Below are 17,062 nucleotides of genomic sequence, written 5' to 3'. Positions count from 1 at the left end.
AAAAACTACTGTTGTTATTGCTAATTTCGGTTGGAATCGTAACGGTTATCATCTATATACATCGTCAATATAATCCAGCCATTGTTATGCATACAGAAATTTCGGGAGTAGATGATGAAACATACGAAAGTATTGGGGGATTAGAAGTCGTTAAATATCCAGAACAAGAAAATTTTAAGCAACTCATTTTTTCTTTAAATGTGATTTATTCGAATAAGATTGAAGATATACAAATTAATATGCCTTATTCTTTTATTGAATTATTAAGCCGTGAAATCTATTGGACTGGGAGTGGTTGGGAATTTCCGGATCCAAATAAAAGGCACGTACAACATCATTATAAAGTCATAATGTATATCGGAGAAATAACAAAAGAGGATATAGAAAATTTATTAGATAAAGGATATGTTACTGTATCTTGGAAGTTGAATGGAGAAGAAAAAAGCAAAGAATATAATATAGGGGAATCCATAATATTCTTAAAATAATGTAATTGAATTTATTGTAAGAACACTCGGAATATACAAAATACGCAACATGTGGTTTAAGAAGAATTGAGTAGTTTTATAAAGTTCGTTAGGAGAGTCTTAATTTTAAAAACCCTTAATATTTCAGACATATATCCTTTATTTTCTATCTGTAGCTTTAGAATAAACTTTGATAAAAAGGAAGTTACAATCGCTGATTTTACACAGAAAAAACCAACTGTTTTGAAACAAAGATTGATCAAAATAGTTGGTTTTTATTTATTTTAATCTAGTTTTTATAATAAAGATTGATTATTTTGGAATGCGAATCTTTATTTAAAGCACCTCTAAACTTTAAGTACATATCTTCACAATCTACTAAAAGAGTGTTTTGAAAATTAATAACCCATAAGTTGAAAGTTTTCAACTAGAGATAGGATGTTTGCCGTTACAGATTGTCTAATTGCTGCATTTACTATTATGACTTTTAGTAAAGGGAGGTTAAATAATGGGTATTAGACACTGTAATATAGTAAAATCTAGTGGACTCCTGGCCAATTTAAGTGAGGAAGCTCTGCTAATTCTTATCAATGTTGTTAATCTGAACAAGAATGATAAGCGACGTGTGAAGGTGGAGGTTTTTGATTGGACCTCAAATAAACCAATTGAAATACCCCTTTTTTCATTCAACGGACCAGATTCTATAGTAGGTAATGGAGGTCCAATTAAAATTAAAGAAGGAACAGCAGCAGTATTCTTTACCGACTTTTTAGATGATAAGATTATTCTCATATACGAAATTAGAGTAACGTTCCTAGATTCCGACGAAAACGTTTTTGTAACAAGTAACGGGATCAGCAGAATTAATAGTGCAAATGTCACAGGACAAACTGTTCTTGATACTGACTTTAGAACATTGGATTGGGATAAAGACTAAACCTATCATTCATCTTTAAGAAAGGAGTGATAAATTTGGATAACACACCTAATCATAAATTGATTAAATTAAAACAAATTCTTCCACCTAATCATCCATTTATTCGAATCAAGGCAAGCACCCCCATGCCATTGGATAAGACACAAAGTTTAACTAAATTAAAGGAAATTTTTCCTAGCAATCACCCTATTATTCGAATCCTAGAAGATAATGGCCACAAGAACTGATATAAACCAAGTGTTTAGGAATAAAATTTCAGATTATCGCTAATCCAACCCTATAATAAACCCAATTGACTTGATAACTTTTTAAAGAGGTTGTCCAAAGCCTATAACAAGATATAGATTACAACATACGATAAAGAGATTCAAAATTCATATGAAAGGAAGAACAAAATGTGTAAAAATCATATCAACTAGCTAATTTTGCAAGAGCCACTTATATCAATTTTGACCATTATGGCGGGCAATGTAAGATGGCAAGAACGATTCAAGATGGCGTTGTTGATGGGTTCTTAAATGTATTTGGGATAAAAAATTTAAAAGTAGCAGATCTTTCAGTTTCACCCATTTTACCTGATGGAAACACATCTCTTGCTGCTCAAATGATTGGCTTAAATGCTGTGAAATTCATTCAAAATGAACAAAATACGAATACGATACAAGACTATGAATTCCCATTTTTCTCAGATAAAAATGAATAATCATAATTGAGAGTACTGTATTTTTCTTTTTACAGGACGTTTTGTAAAAAGCTTTTACTAATCGCTGAACGTCACCCAATTGTTAGACACAACTAACAATTGGGGTTTTTTGTTTTGGGGTGAATAGGATGTTTTAAACCTAATTTCTCAGCTATTATTTTCGTCTCTTCTTGGGGTAATAAGGGGAATTGTTCATGTATATCTACTACTACATCTGAATCTCTTACGGACAACATACCCGAAGAGGTTATTTTTAATCAAACTTTATTCTAAATGATTGATCAGTCTTTTTTACAAAACAACACTATCCAGTATTCATTTACCATAGATCTAACGGGGAGGAAATGATGAAAATATTGCAAAACGAGGCCTTATGCCAGGATTACATAAACCAATTTCAATTACAGCTGTTCAAAGACTCCCCATGGGTCTATATGGAATATGAGTCAGGCGAATGTATTTGTGAACAAGGTTCCATCCTTACACACTTATTTTTCTTAGTCGAATGTGTTGTCATTTCATTTACTCCATGAAACAGAAATCCGTCTAGCTAGTTATCTTATTTCGATCACACATGATGAATACGGTGTGTTTCAAACAAGGTTCATTCCGAAAAATGAATTAAAAGATATTGCTGAATTTATTGGTACAACGGTTAGACATCAAAATCGGGTTATCGGATCATTTGTGCAGGAGGGGATTTTAACACGAGTGCCAGGTGGTATTGAAATCATCAAACAACAGGCTTTAAATGAAAAGGCAACAGAACATCCATATGAGATGCAGTAATGAGAGAGAGGAATGAAAGCATATATTTTTGATTTTGATGGTACATTAGCTGATTCTGCGGCATGTGCGCTACACGCAACACAGGTGGCGTTTCAGCAATTATCGCTGCCTGTACCATCTGAAGAACAAATTTCTTACTATATGGGGATTCCTATTGAGCGTTCATTTAAAGAAATGGGTGCGCATCACTTATCATCACATGCATTTGAACAGTTATTACATACGTTCCGCCAAATGTATGGGGCAATCGAAGATACGTATTTACGCCTTTTTCCATATGTGAAAGAGGGACTTGAAAGACTTCAAGCACAAGAATTTCTGTTATTTGTTGTATCAAGCAAAAAAACAAATGTACTCGATCGGAATTTACAGACACTAGGGATTCGTTCATATTTTAAAGACATTATCGGCTCTAATCAAGTGACACAGTTCAAGCCTCATCCACAAGGCATTCAACAACTACTAAATCGTTACGAATTAAAAGCAAATAGGTGTTTAATGATTGGGGATGCTATTTTTGATATTCTATTTTTGATATTCAAATGGGCAAAGCTGCTGGTTGTAAAACTTGCGCGGTGACATGGGGAAGCCATACGAAAGCACGTCTATTAGAAGAACAACCAACGTTTTGTGTTGATACATTTGAGCAATTGCTTGCATTAGGGGATTAAAAGAATGATCTAGATTGAAGGGCCAACAAAAGGTTTGTTGGCCCGTTTCCAAATCATTTATTAATGGTTAGTGCAGAAAGAAAGGATTCAACTAACTGTCTGTACTTAATTGTTATGCTTTTTACTATTCAAGGATCGACTTTATGCAGTTGTGGAAGACTCTCAAGACATTGGCTGGGGGTATCATGATGTTTTATGCGGCAGCTATTATGCTTTAAATTGGTTGGAGGAAGAATAACGTATAGAACACACTATTTTTAACATAAATTTCAAGAAAATCCGAATCCTTTTATACTTGTATCCGTATAGTTAAATGAAAGATTATCCTTATGTTTATTACGTTTGCACATCAAAAAAGAAGAGGTGTATGGCATGAATAAATACTCGATTGCGGAATTCATTAAAAATACGGAGCAAGTGGATAGGGGAGAAGGCTTCTTTGAGCTAGAGACGCCACGTTTATTGGAAGTCAATTTAGACGGGCTTGTTTGGGCAAAGGCGGGTTCAATGGTTGCTTACGAGGGATCGATTAAATTTGTACGGGAAGGCATACTCGAAAATGGGCTTGGGGCGATGTTTAAAAAAGCATTGACGGGCGAAGGGGCCTCTTTAATGAAGGCGAATGGAAGAGGGAAGCTATACCTTGCAGATAGCGGTAAGAAAATTATCATCCTGCATTTGCAAAATGAAGCCATTTATGTGAATGGCAATGATTTGCTTGCTTTTGAGCCTTCGATTAAGCATCACATAAAGCTAATGCGAAAAGTGGCGGGGATGATGGCAGGTGGCTTATTTAATATTCGCTGTGAAGGAACAGGATTAGTGGCGATTACAGCGCACTATGAACCGCTCACATTACGTGTTACACCTGGGAAACCCGTGATTACAGATCCGAATGCAACGGTCGCATGGTCAGGAAATTTACAGCCTGAGTTTCAAACGGATATATCATTAAAAACGTTCGTTGGTAGGGGAAGTGGCGAGTCGATTCAAATGAGATTTGAAGGAGACGGTTTCGTCATCGTACAGCCTTATGAAGAGACATATATGCAGGTACAAAGCTAATACTTAGGAAGGGGTCAAAATGATTGCCCCCTTCTTTTTCATTCTTTAAACACTCTATAAATGTATTTCTATTTCATGTTACAATAGTTTCGCAGCATCCAGCTGACTCCTTTTTTGGGAGAGGAGGTGTACTGCTGTGTCTTATCCATCACGCACTCAAAAGGCTAAGGCTGACACGAAAAAGAAGCGTGAACAAAGATTAGCCATCTTTCGTCACGCTGCGGACTTATTCCGTTTTATTGATACTGTGTATCGTCTTTTTCGGATGATGTTGTAAAAAACTTGTTTTCACCGCTTTGTCTAGCCAACAAGGCGGTGTTTTTAGTAAAAAAAAAAAGCGACTGGGAGCCACCCAATCGCCACGTACTGCTGTAGATCCATCACGCATGAATCTTACTACCTTCATTGTAGGCAAATAGCCTATACATGTCAATGAATTACTTTTAACTTATGTAACATGGCACGCATTTATGAATCTAATTTCTTTACAAAGACAGATGAATAAATAAGACAAGAGAGGGAACAAAAATAGAAAATAACGAAATGCACTAGCACCAAATATTATAATGAGGGAAATGAACGATGAAAGAGCATTATTATTCTATTGGAGAGATGGCCAAGCTGACCAATTTATCCATCCAAACATTACGCTATTACGATCAAATTGATCTCTTTAAACCCGCTTATACGGACCCTGTCACAAACTATCGCTATTACCATGAATCACAATTTTATTATTTAGATTTAATCAAATCGTTAAAGTATGTAGGGACACCGCTAGATACAATCAAACAAGTACAAAATTATCCATTAGAGGAACTGGTGGCGTTTTTAAGTAAACAAGAGCAAGTGATTGAATCGAGTATTCAACGACTACAGGAAGTACAATATACGTTGCTAAAAACGAAAAAGCAGTTAGAAGAGCAACTCGCTATCCCTTCATTGAATGAAGTGTACGAAAAAATGGAAGAAGATATTAGAGTACTTTATATAAAAGTGCACAATGCAACACCTAAATATATCCCTCATACCTATTTTAGTGAATTGATCAAAACGATTGAAAATGAGGGGAGTGTCATCACAAGTCGCTACGGCTGTACTTATCAATTGAAGCCTTATCAATCAATCGAAGAGATTGATTATCAAAATATATTTACGCCGATTTTAACAAGTCGTTTTCTTCATGATTTATCCGGAGAAATGGATGTAATGAAAATAAAAGCAGGTCGATATGTATGTATTGCTTTTATTTTTTCATTGGAAAAATATATCCAGCACTACAAAACATTATATGCCTATATTGAAGCGAATCAGTTACTTGTTGAATCAGATGTCTATGAGTTTTATATGCCGACACATTATGCGCCTACTAAAGAAGAACAGTATGTGGTGGAATTAAAAGTGAAACTGAAAGATCAATCAGTTGACTCTATAGTAACTAGAGGGTTTATGGTGTAAAGAGCGATTCTCACGAGCTATTTTTTATGATTGGAGCGTTCTTTATGAGCACATTAAAAAACAATATGACACTGACCATCCTATTAGGCAACTTGTTTATTGCCTTTTTAGGGATTGGGCTAGTCATTCCGATATTACCAACGATTATGAATGAAATGAATGTAAATGGAACGGTTGTTGGGTATTTAACGGCGGCATTTGCATTAACGCAACTTATTTTCTCACCATTTACAGGAAAAGCGGTCGATAAATACGGTCGTAAAATCATGATTGTCCTCGGTTTATTTATCTTTGCCTTTTCTGAATTGCTATTTGGTATGGGGAAAACAATTGAAGTACTATTTATTTCCCGTATTTTAGGAGGTATGAGTGGAGCATTTATTATGCCTGCTGTTACGGCATTCATAGCCGATATTACTACGCTTGAAACACGATCAAAAGCATTAGGCTATATGTCTGCTGCGATTAGTACAGGTTTTATTATCGGACCTGGCATTGGCGGATTTTTAGCTGAAATTGGGACGCGTGTACCATTTTATTCAGCAGCTGCTCTTGGTACCGTTGCCGCGATTTTATCGTTGTTCTTTTTAGCAGAACCTACTCGTCAGGTGCAAGAAGCTACTGAGGGCGAGGAACAGAAGAGCAGTTTACGAAAAATAGTTATTCCGATGTTTTTCATCGCGTTTATCTTGATTTTCATTTCATCGTTTGGACTTGCCGCTTTTGAATCTTTCTTTAGTCTATTTGTGGACCATAAATTTGGCTTTACTCCGTCTGATATTGCGATTGCGATTACAGGGGGCGCAATCGTCGGTGCCATTGCACAAGTTGTCTTGTTTGACCGATTGATGAAACGACTTGGAGAGATTGTGTTAATTCGTTACTGTTTAATCCTTTCAGCTATTTTAGTATTTTTAATGACTACTGTTAGTTCATATTTTGCTATTTTACTTGTAACGTTTATTGTATTTGTTGGCTTTGATTTAATTCGTCCTGCGATTACAACATACTTATCTAAAATTGCAGGAAATGATCAAGGCTTCGTAGGGGGCATGAACTCGATGTTTACGTCTCTTGCCAATGTCATTGGTCCGATTGTTGGTGGGATGTTATTCGATGTAGATATTCATTATCCGTATTATTTTGCAACGGTGATGCTAGTCGCTGGATTCGTACTGGCGATGTTTTGGAAGGCGCCGAAAAACTTTAATATTTAAGCTAAAAAAGCAAGTGGGGTACTTTACTCCTCTTGCTTTTTTGTATGGAAGTAGTGTGCGATGAATTGTTCAATTAATTGGAGTGGATGACCGCTGTCAATGGAACGACTGCACCAATACATATTTCGATTATACTTTTCAGGCAGTGTCATATATGGAATCGAAGCAGGCAATGTTTTTTTAGACACAATCGATTTACCGATGTTCTCCTGGAGTAAGCGAATAATGAGCTCAGAGTGATTGGCGTATAAATAATTGGCTTCAATATTATTTTCCGCGATATATAGCTCATTAAAGTAGCGAATACCCGAGTGCTTCTCGCGCATCAGCCAGTAGTTCGAGTCAAGCTGCCCCGCCAGCACAAGCTCATCCTGAAAGATAATTTTTTTATCAATACCTGTCGTTTCAATCGGTTTTTCAATAAAAGCAAAATCTGCCTCACGCTTCATCAATTGGTCGATTGCCTGTTCAGAATTCACAACATCAATCGTAAATTCAAAGCTCGGAAATTGCGTTGTTAGCTGTGGCATGAACGATGGAAGGTAATACAGACCAAATGTATTGGAGCATACCATCGTACATGTTTGTTCGTATAACTGCCCATGCTGCAAAAAAGCCTCTGTTTTCTCCCATTGCTCAATGATCATGACTGCTTGTTCGTACAAATAGGTGGCAGCAGGTGTTGGTTGGATATGCTTAGGCCCTTGCCGAATAAATAACGGCACTTGTAGCTGTTTTTCGAGTTGCTTTATTTTCATTGAAATCGTTGGCTGTGAAATAAATAAAATTTCCGATGCTTTCGTAAAGTTTTGGAGTTCGTATACTTTTGTAAAAACTTTTAGCGTCTCTATCATGGAAATACCTCCTCTAATTATTAGCTTTCTTAATAATTATTATATCAAATATGTATTTTTCAAATAATAAATGTTCAGGTAATCTAAAAGTATCAACAAGCTAAGGAGAGAGAAAGATGACATCATGGTTAAAAACAATACCCATTCCAATGAGTGGCTTGATGCTTGGGTTAGTATCATTAGCAAAGTTACACTTTTCATTAAATATGGAGCTGTTAGGGGCTTTGTATTTCACAATAGGGGTTGCACTCTTTTTATTATTGTTATGTAAAATCATTTTTACGTTTTCACATGTTGTGAGCGATTTAAAAAATCCGATTATCGCTTCCGTAGCACCAACCTTTTCAATGGGGACGATGGTCATGTGTAGTATTGTCGCTGCACAAACTTCACTTCAAACACTCGCGATGATTGGATGGGGGATGGCAGCTTGTCTACAATTTACGCTCGTCCTGTATTTTACGTATGCATTTGTTTGGAAGCATAAAGTCAATATCCAATCTGTCTATCCAAGCTGGTTTATTGTGTATGTAGGCATTGGCATTATACCGATTACAGCTGGGCACTTTCATGCTCTATTGATAGATATCGTGTTTTGGATTGCCTTTTTATGTTACGTGTTATTGCTACCGATTGTATGGAAACGGATAAAACACTTAGAAGAGCCAACAATGCCACTGTTAACGATCATCGCTGCACCTGGATCACTATGTTTAACAGCTTATTTACAGCACTTTACGCATCCAAACTTGTATTTTGTAGTAGCTATTTTGGGGTTATCTCAACTGGTATATGTAGTGGTACTTTGGCAATTACCAAAACTATTAAAGCTACCATTTTACCCAAGCTACGCAGCATTTACGTTTCCGTTAGTCATTTCTGCGACAGCGATGAACACAGCCGCGCATTTCTTCCACTCCATGCCGTTATTTCATGTGTTAACACACGTGGAGCTGCTCATTGCTACATGTATGGTTCTGTATGTGTTAGTACGGTATTTATTATTTATCACAGCAAATGTACGAAAAAATGTCGCGCATGGATTGTGAATTATTGGAACATTTAGTTGGCCCATCCTTAGAACAAATATGTAGATATCAGGAACAAAACTAATCATTGTTTTATATTTACAAAAGATATTTTACGAGGTATTGTTATGTTATACGATATATCGCGAGACATAATATCTCTGAAAACGAAAGAAGGAATATAAGAAATGGCGTACAATGGGGGACCGATGACCGAAGCAATGTATTATGTTTTACTAGCGCTTATGCATCCTAACCATGGATATCAGCTGATGCATGCAATTACCGAGGTTTCGAATGGTAGATTAAAAATGGGGCCTGGGACACTTTATGGGGTACTCTCACGGATGCAAAAAGATGGCCTTATTTCATTAGCAGAAGATGATGGTAGGAGAAAGACCTATCAAATTACATTGGAAGGAGAACACGCATTAAGAACAGAGTATAGTCGATTAAAATCCTTGATCCAAGACGGAAATATTTTAGAGGTAGGTGATGAGAATGAATAAGACAGTTCGTAAACTTCGCCCTAGTGATTATTGGCGAATCGGTGAGCATGAAAGCTGGTTTCAAGACATGGCGGCAAAGGGATTCCATCTAAAAAAGATGGGGTTATATTTTGCTCATTTTGTTAAAGGTGAACCGAAAAAAATGAGGTACAGAATAGATGTATCATTAAAAAAGAAGATTACTCCAGAACAGATTGAGATGTATTCGGATAGTGGATGGGATTATGTAACGGACTATCAATTTTTTAAAGTGTATTCATCACCTGTTGAGCTTAATGCACCAGAGCTACATACAGACCCTGCCGAGCAATCTTTTACACTAAAGGCGCTAGACAAGAAATTAGCCTTTAATGCTAGTATACTGGTTGCTGCAATCATCTTCATAATCGGTATGTTATCAGCTAGTTGGTTTCTAGATCGGACACCTACATACATTTTGGTCGAAGGTATGGCGATTCAACAAACGATTTTAACCATTTTCATTGCGTATTTGACCTATACTTCACTACAAGCTGCCATATCCATTCGTGCTTTGCGAAAAAGTCTTATCAACGGAAAACCGATTGATCATCATGCGCCTTGGAAGAAACACCACCGATTAAATTCTGTTATCGTTTTCCTTTTTATAACAGTTGTGGGGTTAGGTGCCATACTCCCGTTCATCCAACTTGTAAAAGGCGAAACAAAAACATTGCCGGAAGCCAATCTTGATTTACCGATTGTCAGATTAGCAGATATAGAGCAAGACCCTACATTGACTCGAGGGGAATCTGCATATATGAGAGACGGTGTTGATTGGGCTAATCGGTATACGTATAATTGGAGTCCATTGGCACCTGTCCAATATGAATCAGATGAACACGGGGTTGTTCCCGGAGAAATGTGGCAGGATAAAAGCGGTGAATATTCTCCAAGTATCCACACAATGGTTTATCAGCTAAGTGTACCCGCTTTGGCGGATAATCTAATTGCTGATTTAATAAAGAGGTATAGTGATGATCATTTTATTGAAACAAAGCATGTAGACCTTGATCTATTGATAGTTCATGAGGAAGATGAGTTTAAAGAAGTATTTGCTTCAAAAGGAAAAGCTGTCATCTACGTTCGTTATTATGGTTATGCCGATATAAATTTGGTAATAGAGAACATAGTAGAGAAGATTGATTTCATTTCAGAATAATAATGGATAAATAATCTTTGCATTATCTTGATATTTTCTTATTGCAGGTGGTGACAGCTTTACTGGTACTACCCAACATAGGGAGGAATGTATATGCTGTATTTGTTCTTATTATTCATCGTAAGTCAAATTGGGATTGGACTGAGGTTTTGGCTCAAAGGAATATTTGAGCCTTCTCAATTTTTTCTAAGTTGCATGTTTTTATTTGCTGGTGTAGGAATCTATTTCCTCCAGGAAATGCAAAGTAAAAAGGATGTGCAATTTAAATCGGTTAGCGATGAAAACCTTTGGCAAACGCGATTAACAGAGCGCATGAAAACAACGAAAAAGAAGCTGACAAAGGGACATGACATTATATTTTATTATAATCGCTACTATCGAACCGTGTGGCAACGGCTTTATGTAGAGTTACTAAATGCACCCGATAAATATATTCATGTAACATTCTCGAATGAAAACAAGCAAGTTGACTGGCAAGAGTTGAGCAAGTTTTCGTCGAGTAAAGCCAATTGGAAAATCACTGAAAATGGGCATGAAATCGCACAAGCTCGCTATAAATCAAGTTTAAAAGATAAAGTCAATTTTGAAGAACGACTACAGCTAACAGTAGCAGCTACTACATATGAAGTTTTGTCCTATAAAATGAGCAATCAAATCCTCATTTACCGAGAAGGTCAAAAAATAGGAGAAGGGGATTTATCGAAATTGGTAAACGGTCATTTACAATTTCGAATACATGATCAACAAGAGGAGTTGTTAGCGATGGCCGTGATTATTTTTCATTACTTACATAAAAGTGGCTAAAATACAACCGTTTTTCTCTAAAAAGTCAAATATCTATCCGTAAAATTCAAATAGTATGATAAGGTCATAGTAATGAGTAGGAAAATTTGAATAGAGGAGAAAGATAGAAATGTCACAACTAATAGAATGGAAAAATAATGCGCGCGGTCACAAATTTATCGCTTCTTTCAGTGGCGGGAAAGACAGTGTATTAGCTTTATATAAAGCGATGAAGGTGGGCGAAGCAATTGGACTCATTGTCATGCTAGAAGAAGAAGGGGAACGCTCCAGATCTCACGGTATGCCTCCAGAACTCATACGTGCTCAAGCGACATCTATCGGTTTGCCTGTATACACTGCCGCTTCAAGCTGGACAGATTATGAACAAGTATTTATGGGCCTTTTAGACAAAGCGAAAAACCAAGGGGCAGAAGTGTTAGTAACAGGCGATTTAGATATGCCTGCTCATGGCTGTTGGCATGACAAGGTGACAAAGAATGCTGGATTGAAGCTAGGCATGCCTTTATGGGAAATGGATCATCGTGAAGCGGTCGAAGAATTCATCAATCTAGGATTTGTCACGATCATTGTCACGGTGAACCTATCATTAGGTATGCGAGAAGACGACTTAGGGCGAACATTAACTCATGAATACGTGAAAGAACTCGAAGCGCGTGGCATTGACCCGTGCGGAGAAGGCGGGGAATTCCATACGACTGTGATCGATGGCCCCATTTTTAAACAACCGATTCCTGTTCGTAAATGTGACATTGTAAAAGACGGAGAATATGCTTTTTTGCCATTGGAGCTAGATGAGCTTTAAATAGAGACAAATTCAAATGAAAATAAAGCATGACAAAACACCTCATGCTTTATTTTTAAAAACTCATATTCCATATTTCAGTTTCATACATAATATGTACATCTGCATGTTCAATAGTTAATTCATTTTGCAAATACTCGATAAAAGACTGAAACATTTCTTCACTGATTTCTTCTTTTGTGTTATTTAAGCGAATATTAAGTGTAGGGATACCTCCTACATCAGAAGAAGGGGTAAATGCCATACCTTTAGGTTCACCGAATGTTTCATGTATATAGCTATACACTTTCGGTTTTACTTGTTCTATAAATGCTGCTTTTTCTTGAATCAAGATATCATCTTCCATTTGTTCTGTAAATGTATTTTCATACACCTTAAATGTTGTTTGTGTTTCTGTATTTACAACCACTGCCGCATAATCAAAATTACCGTATTGCTCCCCCTGATCATAAAGGATATGATAGATTTCGTATTTCATAGTTGCATACGTCTCTTGTAAGTATTGTTCTGCTTGCAATAATACCTTTTCCTCTTCTTTTTCATCTGGTATCAACGAGGCCCTAAAATTCATAAATACGAAGACCGTGCCTACTACCAACAATAACACTATTCCTGCAACTGAAAAAATGAATATGCTCCAGCCTTTAAACCATTTATTCATTATTTTTCCCTCCTTCATTAGAGACTAATATCAATGAAAGATGTTTCAGCAGTTGGGAGTTTGTACACTTTTGAATCGTTTAATATGGAAGCAAAGTCATTCCATTTTGTACGTAGTTCGTCTTGAAATTGATGTAGCACATCGTCCAAGCTATTCTCTAAATTCTTTTGGTTTTCCTTAAATTTCGTTAAAGCATTTTCAAATGATTGTACAAAAGTAGCTTGGCTAGATAAATTGAGCTCACTGTAAAAACTGCGAAATGTTTGCTCTTGTTCTTCTAATGATTTAATCCCATTAGCCATTATTGATTTTTCACCTAATGATGGGAATTTTGTTAATAGCTTATTATAGTTTGCTTGCGCTGCTTCATATATTTTAACATCAAAGTTATAGCCTTCTTCTTGATAATTTTTAATCACTTGCTCCATCTGATCTTTATACTTATCAGGAATCAATTTTTCGGCAATCAATTGCAATTGTACGCCTGCTTGAGCGCGGTCCATTATAAAATAATCACCTGTTCCACCATTTGGTTTCTTTATACTTTGCTGAATCAACCGATGAATGTTTCTTTTTTCATCCGAACTAAGTTCCTCAATATCCTTAATAAAATCGAAGTGAGCCATTTCACCTGTAACAGTTACCTTGATTTCTGAAGGATTCACTGAAGTATTTCCTTCGAACTTAACAGCAGGGTTGTTTTGTATAATTTCTCTTGCTTGTTCTTCAATTTGTTTTAACTGCTCATTCTTACTTAACGAATTATTTTTTAATGAAACAGCATTTTGCATGTTTAAGCTTTTGGTATTTAAACTGGCTATATTCATAATTTATCTCCTCCATTTTACTCTTATAAAAAAGTATCGACTTCGAAAATGTTATTTTAAGGTACGAAAGGTTTATTTAATTGAATATTTTTACAATTTTACCGAATGGATTTTTGGAACTTGTTATTACTGTGAATGTATAGAAGTGTAGGTTTGTTGAAATGTAATAGGAGGGAGTTGATTCGCTTGCTACTATTAGTAGAAATTTTGCGTACAATTTCAATCGTTATATTAATTTTTAGTTCCTCTTTTTATTTTAGACATCTGGAAAGAACGAAAAAACAAAGAAAACTTTCAACCTTTGAATTCACAATGTACATAGCAATTCAAGTCGCGTATATATTATTTGCAATCAGTTTATTGCTTTTAATATTTGGGTAAGTGATTGTTGTAAGTTGAATATGGGCAGTCATTAAGAAGGAGTAGCGTTTGAACAATCGAAAAGTTGGAAGCATTTTAGGCCTTACCTCTATATTACTTGTAATAATAAGTATTATCGTTTTCTATGTTCTAAGAGGACCTAATGCTGATGTTTATTTGATTAGCACAATTTTTAGTATGTTATCAATTTTCGGTATTTTATTTGCTGTAGTCTCTTGGTGGATGTCTAAACGACTCGTTCTTTTAATTGTCGGTTTGTTAGGAAATATAGTAGTTTTAGTTGTCGCTTTTCTATTACTGTTAGCTATGGGAATTAGCGAACCGTAACCTATTATACAATTTTGTGGTGTGGAAATGTCATTCTCCTATCAGTTGAATATAATCTCATTTGATAAAAAACCGAGTAATAACACTCTTTCCAGGTGTTCATTTTAAGAGTTCATTCGATAGAACTAACATAAACGGCCTTACTTAAAAAATATGTTCTCCCATAAGAGGATAGTGTAGATTTACTATTTAAAGGCAGTGGCTTAGCATATTCTGATGATGTACAGGAACGTATGGAACGACACTACATCAATTTGCTGCCAATGAAAATACAAGTTTTGAAATATCCTGCTCACTCACACTTTAATAATTTCTTCATAGTTTTCCTCACTCTTTCTTAAGATTTTATTTTTATAATGAAACCTTGTTATACGCAGCTTTTAATTGCGAAAGAATAGTATTGTGGGTACGCAGACTACTCAATAGCATAGCGTATGAAAATCATAAGAAAGAGGTAAATCATAATGGAGCCCGTAATAAATGAGAACCGCATTAACGTTATTGATTTGATGAGAGGGTTTGCTCTGATGGGGCTTCCTTTCGTGAATGTGCTTGCTTTTTGGAGCTCAAACATTAACTTATCAGGAACGCAGGAGGATATTTGGGTTCAACGTTTCTTATATCTATTTGTTGAAGGACGTTTTTACGCTATATTTTCTTTTTTGTTTGGATTAGGGATTTGGATTTTTTTATCGAGGGCTAAAGAAAAGAACGATCGTCCGTATACCCTTTTTATTCGGCGTATGTTGATCTTGGGTTTAGTAGGAGCAATACATAACCTAATAAACCCCGGTGAAGCTTTATTGCTTTATGCAATTTTAGGCATGCTTGTTGTTTTCTTTGATAAGGTTCCGAAACAGATTAACTTAATTTTAGGTATTGCAGGCGTTATTATAGGGAGCTTTTTTGGAGCAAAACTGCTTTTGCCCGTGCCTTTAATGCTGCTAGGTCTAGCGTTCGGACAGTATCGTGTATTTCAATCTTATATAAAAAGACGAAAAACATGGATGATAGTTGCTGTTCTTTCATTTGTTGTAACGAGTATTTTAGTTGCTTTTCTATGGAAAAAAGCACCTGTCGATGGGTTAGTAAACTATATGGAAGGTGTTGAATTAACCGAAGCACAAGTGTTATCAAATCGTGCTTTTTATGACTTTGCCAACTTGTCCTTGACGTTCGCCCCGATTTTCTCTGTTTTTTATGTGAGTTGTCTTGTTTTGCTTGAACCTTTAGTAAAGAAATTGTTATCGCCACTAAATGCATTTGGAAGAATGGCATTTACAAACTATATTGGACAATCTGTTATATTGGTTATTATTGCAATGTTTATACCAGGCGAGACAATTGTTTCATACTCTGTTGCAACAATTGTATGCTCACTGGTAGTGGTAGTACAGATCATCTCATCTTCACTTTGGCTTAGATTTTTCAAGTATGGTCCGATAGAATGGCTTTGGCGATGTGGTACGTATTGGAAATGGCTTCCGATACGAAAATGAACAGATGTTATAAAGCTTAATGAGTTAAGAAAAAGAAAGTTGCCTATTCAACAAAAGGGAGCTACTCTTTAATAACGTAGGTGGAAAATAATTAAACTTTTTTCTAAAAATCTTATATTTATTTAAAAAGAGCAACCCCATTTTGATGAATCCTTTTTCAAAATGGGGTTTTTGAAGTTACTGTTAGATAAGGATTAAAGGATGTTTTTTAATCAATCTTTATTCCAAAACTACAATGAAGGCGTCAATCATTGAAATCCAGGCATTATTGGACGAATTGGTGAATCCTTTTGGAGCGCATTCAGATGGAGGGGGAATGATGTTCGAGTGAGATGGTACAGGCCATTATATTAAAAACACACTGCTTTTAAAGCGCTTTATTACAGAACAATCTTTAGATATACACTCATCAATAAGATTAGCTTTTAAAAGGAGACATAAATATGTTTAAAAGAGAGCCTTATGTAGCGGAAATGTTTTAGTACGAAAATTTACAGCGCGGAAATCAAATTAATTAATTTGATTTAGGTAGAATAAGCAAGTGAAGAAGAGGTCGTTCAAGTTCGATTGAACGGCCTTATTAATATTAAGATATTAGAAAATGATTATGGGATAGAAAGAGAACCAATGCTATTTTGCCCCATCATACATTCTAGTGAAGACATATTACATAGTAAAAGAGTTGAACTTGCAATTTGAGAGTGGGAAAATATTTGTTGTCGATAAAGTGTATATTAACCTTCCTATAAAAACGAACTTTTTATGTTAATTTAATTAAAAACGTTCGCATTTAATCCATAGAAATGCTAATCTCCCATCGGCTGGATACAACCTCATTTGAATGAAAACCGAATAATAACACTAATTTTTGATTTTAAGGTTT

General features: G+C 35.7%; 19 protein-coding genes and 1 pseudogene. 17 read left to right on the top strand and 3 right to left on the bottom strand.

The features are described from left to right. The first annotated feature begins 11 nt into the window (after positions 1–11). The 10 genes and pseudogenes from AAGS61_RS10100 to AAGS61_RS10055 all read left to right on the top strand — a co-directional run bounded on the left by AAGS61_RS10100 (position 12) and on the right by AAGS61_RS10055 (position 7,307). Entirely contained in the window at positions 12–488 is a 477-nt protein-coding gene (locus tag AAGS61_RS10100) for a hypothetical protein (RefSeq protein ID WP_391370958.1), read from the top strand. A 487-nt stretch (positions 489–975) separates the two neighbouring features. Beyond that, on the top strand, positions 976–1,404 hold the full coding sequence (locus AAGS61_RS10095; RefSeq protein WP_391370955.1) for a hypothetical protein: 429 nt from the start codon (positions 976–978) through the stop codon (positions 1,402–1,404). 424 nt (positions 1,405–1,828) lie between these two features. Continuing rightward, positions 1,829–2,107 (top strand): annotated as a pseudogene (locus AAGS61_RS10090) (GMC family oxidoreductase); the annotation flags it as partial. A gap of 510 nt (positions 2,108–2,617) precedes the next feature. Further along, positions 2,618–2,896, top strand: a complete 279-nt coding sequence (locus AAGS61_RS10085; protein WP_391370952.1) for a helix-turn-helix domain-containing protein — start codon at positions 2,618–2,620, stop codon at positions 2,894–2,896. A gap of 12 nt (positions 2,897–2,908) precedes the next feature. Further along, positions 2,909–3,475 carry an HAD family hydrolase gene (locus AAGS61_RS10080; protein WP_391370950.1) on the top strand — a complete coding sequence of 189 codons (567 nt, stop codon included), beginning with the start codon at positions 2,909–2,911 and terminating at the stop codon, positions 3,473–3,475. Then, a complete protein-coding gene (locus AAGS61_RS10075) occupies positions 3,439–3,567 on the top strand; it encodes an HAD family hydrolase (protein WP_391370947.1) in 129 nt (42 codons plus the stop codon). The genes AAGS61_RS10080 and AAGS61_RS10075 overlap by 37 nt, the downstream gene beginning before the upstream one ends. 372 nt (positions 3,568–3,939) lie before the next feature. Beyond that, positions 3,940–4,632 carry an AIM24 family protein gene (locus AAGS61_RS10070; RefSeq protein WP_391370944.1) on the top strand — a complete coding sequence of 231 codons (693 nt, stop codon included), beginning with the start codon at positions 3,940–3,942 and terminating at the stop codon, positions 4,630–4,632. Positions 4,633–4,768: 136 nt separating this feature from the next. Then, the gene (locus AAGS61_RS10065) at positions 4,769–4,909 is read left to right on the top strand and encodes a hypothetical protein (protein WP_391370941.1); all 141 of its coding nucleotides are present in this window, start codon (positions 4,769–4,771) and stop codon (positions 4,907–4,909) included. A 305-nt stretch (positions 4,910–5,214) separates the two neighbouring features. Beyond that, positions 5,215–6,090: a MerR family transcriptional regulator gene (locus AAGS61_RS10060; RefSeq protein ID WP_391370938.1), complete on the top strand. Its 876-nt coding sequence runs from the start codon at positions 5,215–5,217 to the stop codon at positions 6,088–6,090. Between the two features lie 44 nt (positions 6,091–6,134). After that, positions 6,135–7,307 (top strand): MFS transporter, encoded by a 1,173-nt coding sequence (locus tag AAGS61_RS10055; RefSeq protein ID WP_391370935.1) that lies wholly within the window; start codon positions 6,135–6,137, stop codon positions 7,305–7,307. A 23-nt stretch (positions 7,308–7,330) separates the two neighbouring features. On the opposite strand, the gene AAGS61_RS10050 is transcribed toward AAGS61_RS10055, so the two are convergent. Further along, a complete protein-coding gene (locus AAGS61_RS10050; protein ID WP_391370932.1) occupies positions 7,331–8,161 on the bottom strand; it encodes a LysR family transcriptional regulator in 831 nt (276 codons plus the stop codon). A 116-nt stretch (positions 8,162–8,277) separates the two neighbouring features. Between AAGS61_RS10050 and AAGS61_RS10045 the strand changes: the two genes are divergently transcribed. The 5 genes from AAGS61_RS10045 to AAGS61_RS10025 all read left to right on the top strand — a co-directional run bounded on the left by AAGS61_RS10045 (position 8,278) and on the right by AAGS61_RS10025 (position 12,484). Next, on the top strand, positions 8,278–9,210 hold the full coding sequence (locus AAGS61_RS10045) for a TDT family transporter (protein WP_391370929.1): 933 nt from the start codon (positions 8,278–8,280) through the stop codon (positions 9,208–9,210). A 167-nt stretch (positions 9,211–9,377) separates the two neighbouring features. Continuing rightward, positions 9,378–9,698, top strand: a complete 321-nt coding sequence (locus tag AAGS61_RS10040; protein WP_391370926.1) for a PadR family transcriptional regulator — start codon at positions 9,378–9,380, stop codon at positions 9,696–9,698. After that, on the top strand, positions 9,691–10,878 hold the full coding sequence (locus AAGS61_RS10035; protein ID WP_391370923.1) for a DUF2812 domain-containing protein: 1,188 nt from the start codon (positions 9,691–9,693) through the stop codon (positions 10,876–10,878). The genes AAGS61_RS10040 and AAGS61_RS10035 overlap by 8 nt, the downstream gene beginning before the upstream one ends. 93 nt (positions 10,879–10,971) lie before the next feature. Continuing rightward, the gene (locus tag AAGS61_RS10030) at positions 10,972–11,682 is read left to right on the top strand and encodes a tubby C-terminal domain-like protein (protein ID WP_391370921.1); all 711 of its coding nucleotides are present in this window, start codon (positions 10,972–10,974) and stop codon (positions 11,680–11,682) included. Positions 11,683–11,791: 109 nt separating this feature from the next. After that, entirely contained in the window at positions 11,792–12,484 is a 693-nt protein-coding gene (locus tag AAGS61_RS10025) for a diphthine--ammonia ligase (protein WP_391370918.1), read from the top strand. A 55-nt stretch (positions 12,485–12,539) separates the two neighbouring features. On the opposite strand, the gene AAGS61_RS10020 is transcribed toward AAGS61_RS10025, so the two are convergent. Together AAGS61_RS10020 and AAGS61_RS10015 are read right to left on the bottom strand one after the other, a co-directional pair. After that, the gene (locus AAGS61_RS10020) at positions 12,540–13,145 is read right to left on the bottom strand and encodes a hypothetical protein (protein WP_391370915.1); all 606 of its coding nucleotides are present in this window, start codon (positions 13,143–13,145) and stop codon (positions 12,540–12,542) included. Positions 13,146–13,162: 17 nt separating this feature from the next. Continuing rightward, positions 13,163–13,972 carry a hypothetical protein gene (locus tag AAGS61_RS10015; protein WP_391370912.1) on the bottom strand — a complete coding sequence of 270 codons (810 nt, stop codon included), beginning with the start codon at positions 13,970–13,972 and terminating at the stop codon, positions 13,163–13,165. Positions 13,973–14,401: 429 nt separating this feature from the next. Here AAGS61_RS10015 and AAGS61_RS10010 point away from each other — a divergent pair, with 429 nt between their 5' ends. Together AAGS61_RS10010 and AAGS61_RS10005 are read left to right on the top strand one after the other, a co-directional pair. Next, on the top strand, positions 14,402–14,680 hold the full coding sequence (locus tag AAGS61_RS10010) for a hypothetical protein (RefSeq protein ID WP_391370909.1): 279 nt from the start codon (positions 14,402–14,404) through the stop codon (positions 14,678–14,680). A 464-nt stretch (positions 14,681–15,144) separates the two neighbouring features. Next, positions 15,145–16,179 (top strand): DUF418 domain-containing protein, encoded by a 1,035-nt coding sequence (locus AAGS61_RS10005; RefSeq protein ID WP_391370907.1) that lies wholly within the window; start codon positions 15,145–15,147, stop codon positions 16,177–16,179. The last annotated feature ends 883 nt before the right edge of the window (positions 16,180–17,062 follow it).

Origin of the sequence: Lysinibacillus sp. KU-BSD001, from assembly GCF_042920265.1 — a bacterium.
In the GTDB taxonomy this organism is placed as follows: Bacteria; Bacillota; Bacilli; order Bacillales_A; family Planococcaceae; genus Lysinibacillus_B.
This window is presented reverse-complemented; position numbering and strand designations above follow the sequence as displayed.

Bases quoted from the DNA above. Each gene is read 5' to 3' on its own strand.
- AAGS61_RS10055 (WP_391370935.1), top strand. From the start codon at position 6,135: ATGAGCACATTAAAAAACAATATGACACTGACCATCCTATTAGGCAAC.
- AAGS61_RS10075 (WP_391370947.1), top strand. From the start codon at position 3,439: ATGGGCAAAGCTGCTGGTTGTAAAACTTGCGCGGTGACATGGGGAAGC.
- AAGS61_RS10015 (WP_391370912.1), bottom strand. From the start codon at position 13,972: ATGAATATAGCCAGTTTAAATACCAAAAGCTTAAACATGCAAAATGCT.
- AAGS61_RS10030 (WP_391370921.1), top strand. From the start codon at position 10,972: ATGCTGTATTTGTTCTTATTATTCATCGTAAGTCAAATTGGGATTGGA.
- AAGS61_RS10080 (WP_391370950.1), top strand. From the start codon at position 2,909: ATGAAAGCATATATTTTTGATTTTGATGGTACATTAGCTGATTCTGCG.
- AAGS61_RS10020 (WP_391370915.1), bottom strand. From the start codon at position 13,145: ATGAATAAATGGTTTAAAGGCTGGAGCATATTCATTTTTTCAGTTGCA.
- AAGS61_RS10035 (WP_391370923.1), top strand. From the start codon at position 9,691: ATGAATAAGACAGTTCGTAAACTTCGCCCTAGTGATTATTGGCGAATC.
- AAGS61_RS10070 (WP_391370944.1), top strand. From the start codon at position 3,940: ATGAATAAATACTCGATTGCGGAATTCATTAAAAATACGGAGCAAGTG.
- AAGS61_RS10060 (WP_391370938.1), top strand. From the start codon at position 5,215: ATGAAAGAGCATTATTATTCTATTGGAGAGATGGCCAAGCTGACCAAT.
- AAGS61_RS10050 (WP_391370932.1), bottom strand. From the start codon at position 8,161: ATGATAGAGACGCTAAAAGTTTTTACAAAAGTATACGAACTCCAAAAC.
- AAGS61_RS10040 (WP_391370926.1), top strand. From the start codon at position 9,378: ATGGCGTACAATGGGGGACCGATGACCGAAGCAATGTATTATGTTTTA.
- AAGS61_RS10095 (WP_391370955.1), top strand. From the start codon at position 976: ATGGGTATTAGACACTGTAATATAGTAAAATCTAGTGGACTCCTGGCC.
- AAGS61_RS10005 (WP_391370907.1), top strand. From the start codon at position 15,145: ATGGAGCCCGTAATAAATGAGAACCGCATTAACGTTATTGATTTGATG.
- AAGS61_RS10025 (WP_391370918.1), top strand. From the start codon at position 11,792: ATGTCACAACTAATAGAATGGAAAAATAATGCGCGCGGTCACAAATTT.
- AAGS61_RS10045 (WP_391370929.1), top strand. From the start codon at position 8,278: ATGACATCATGGTTAAAAACAATACCCATTCCAATGAGTGGCTTGATG.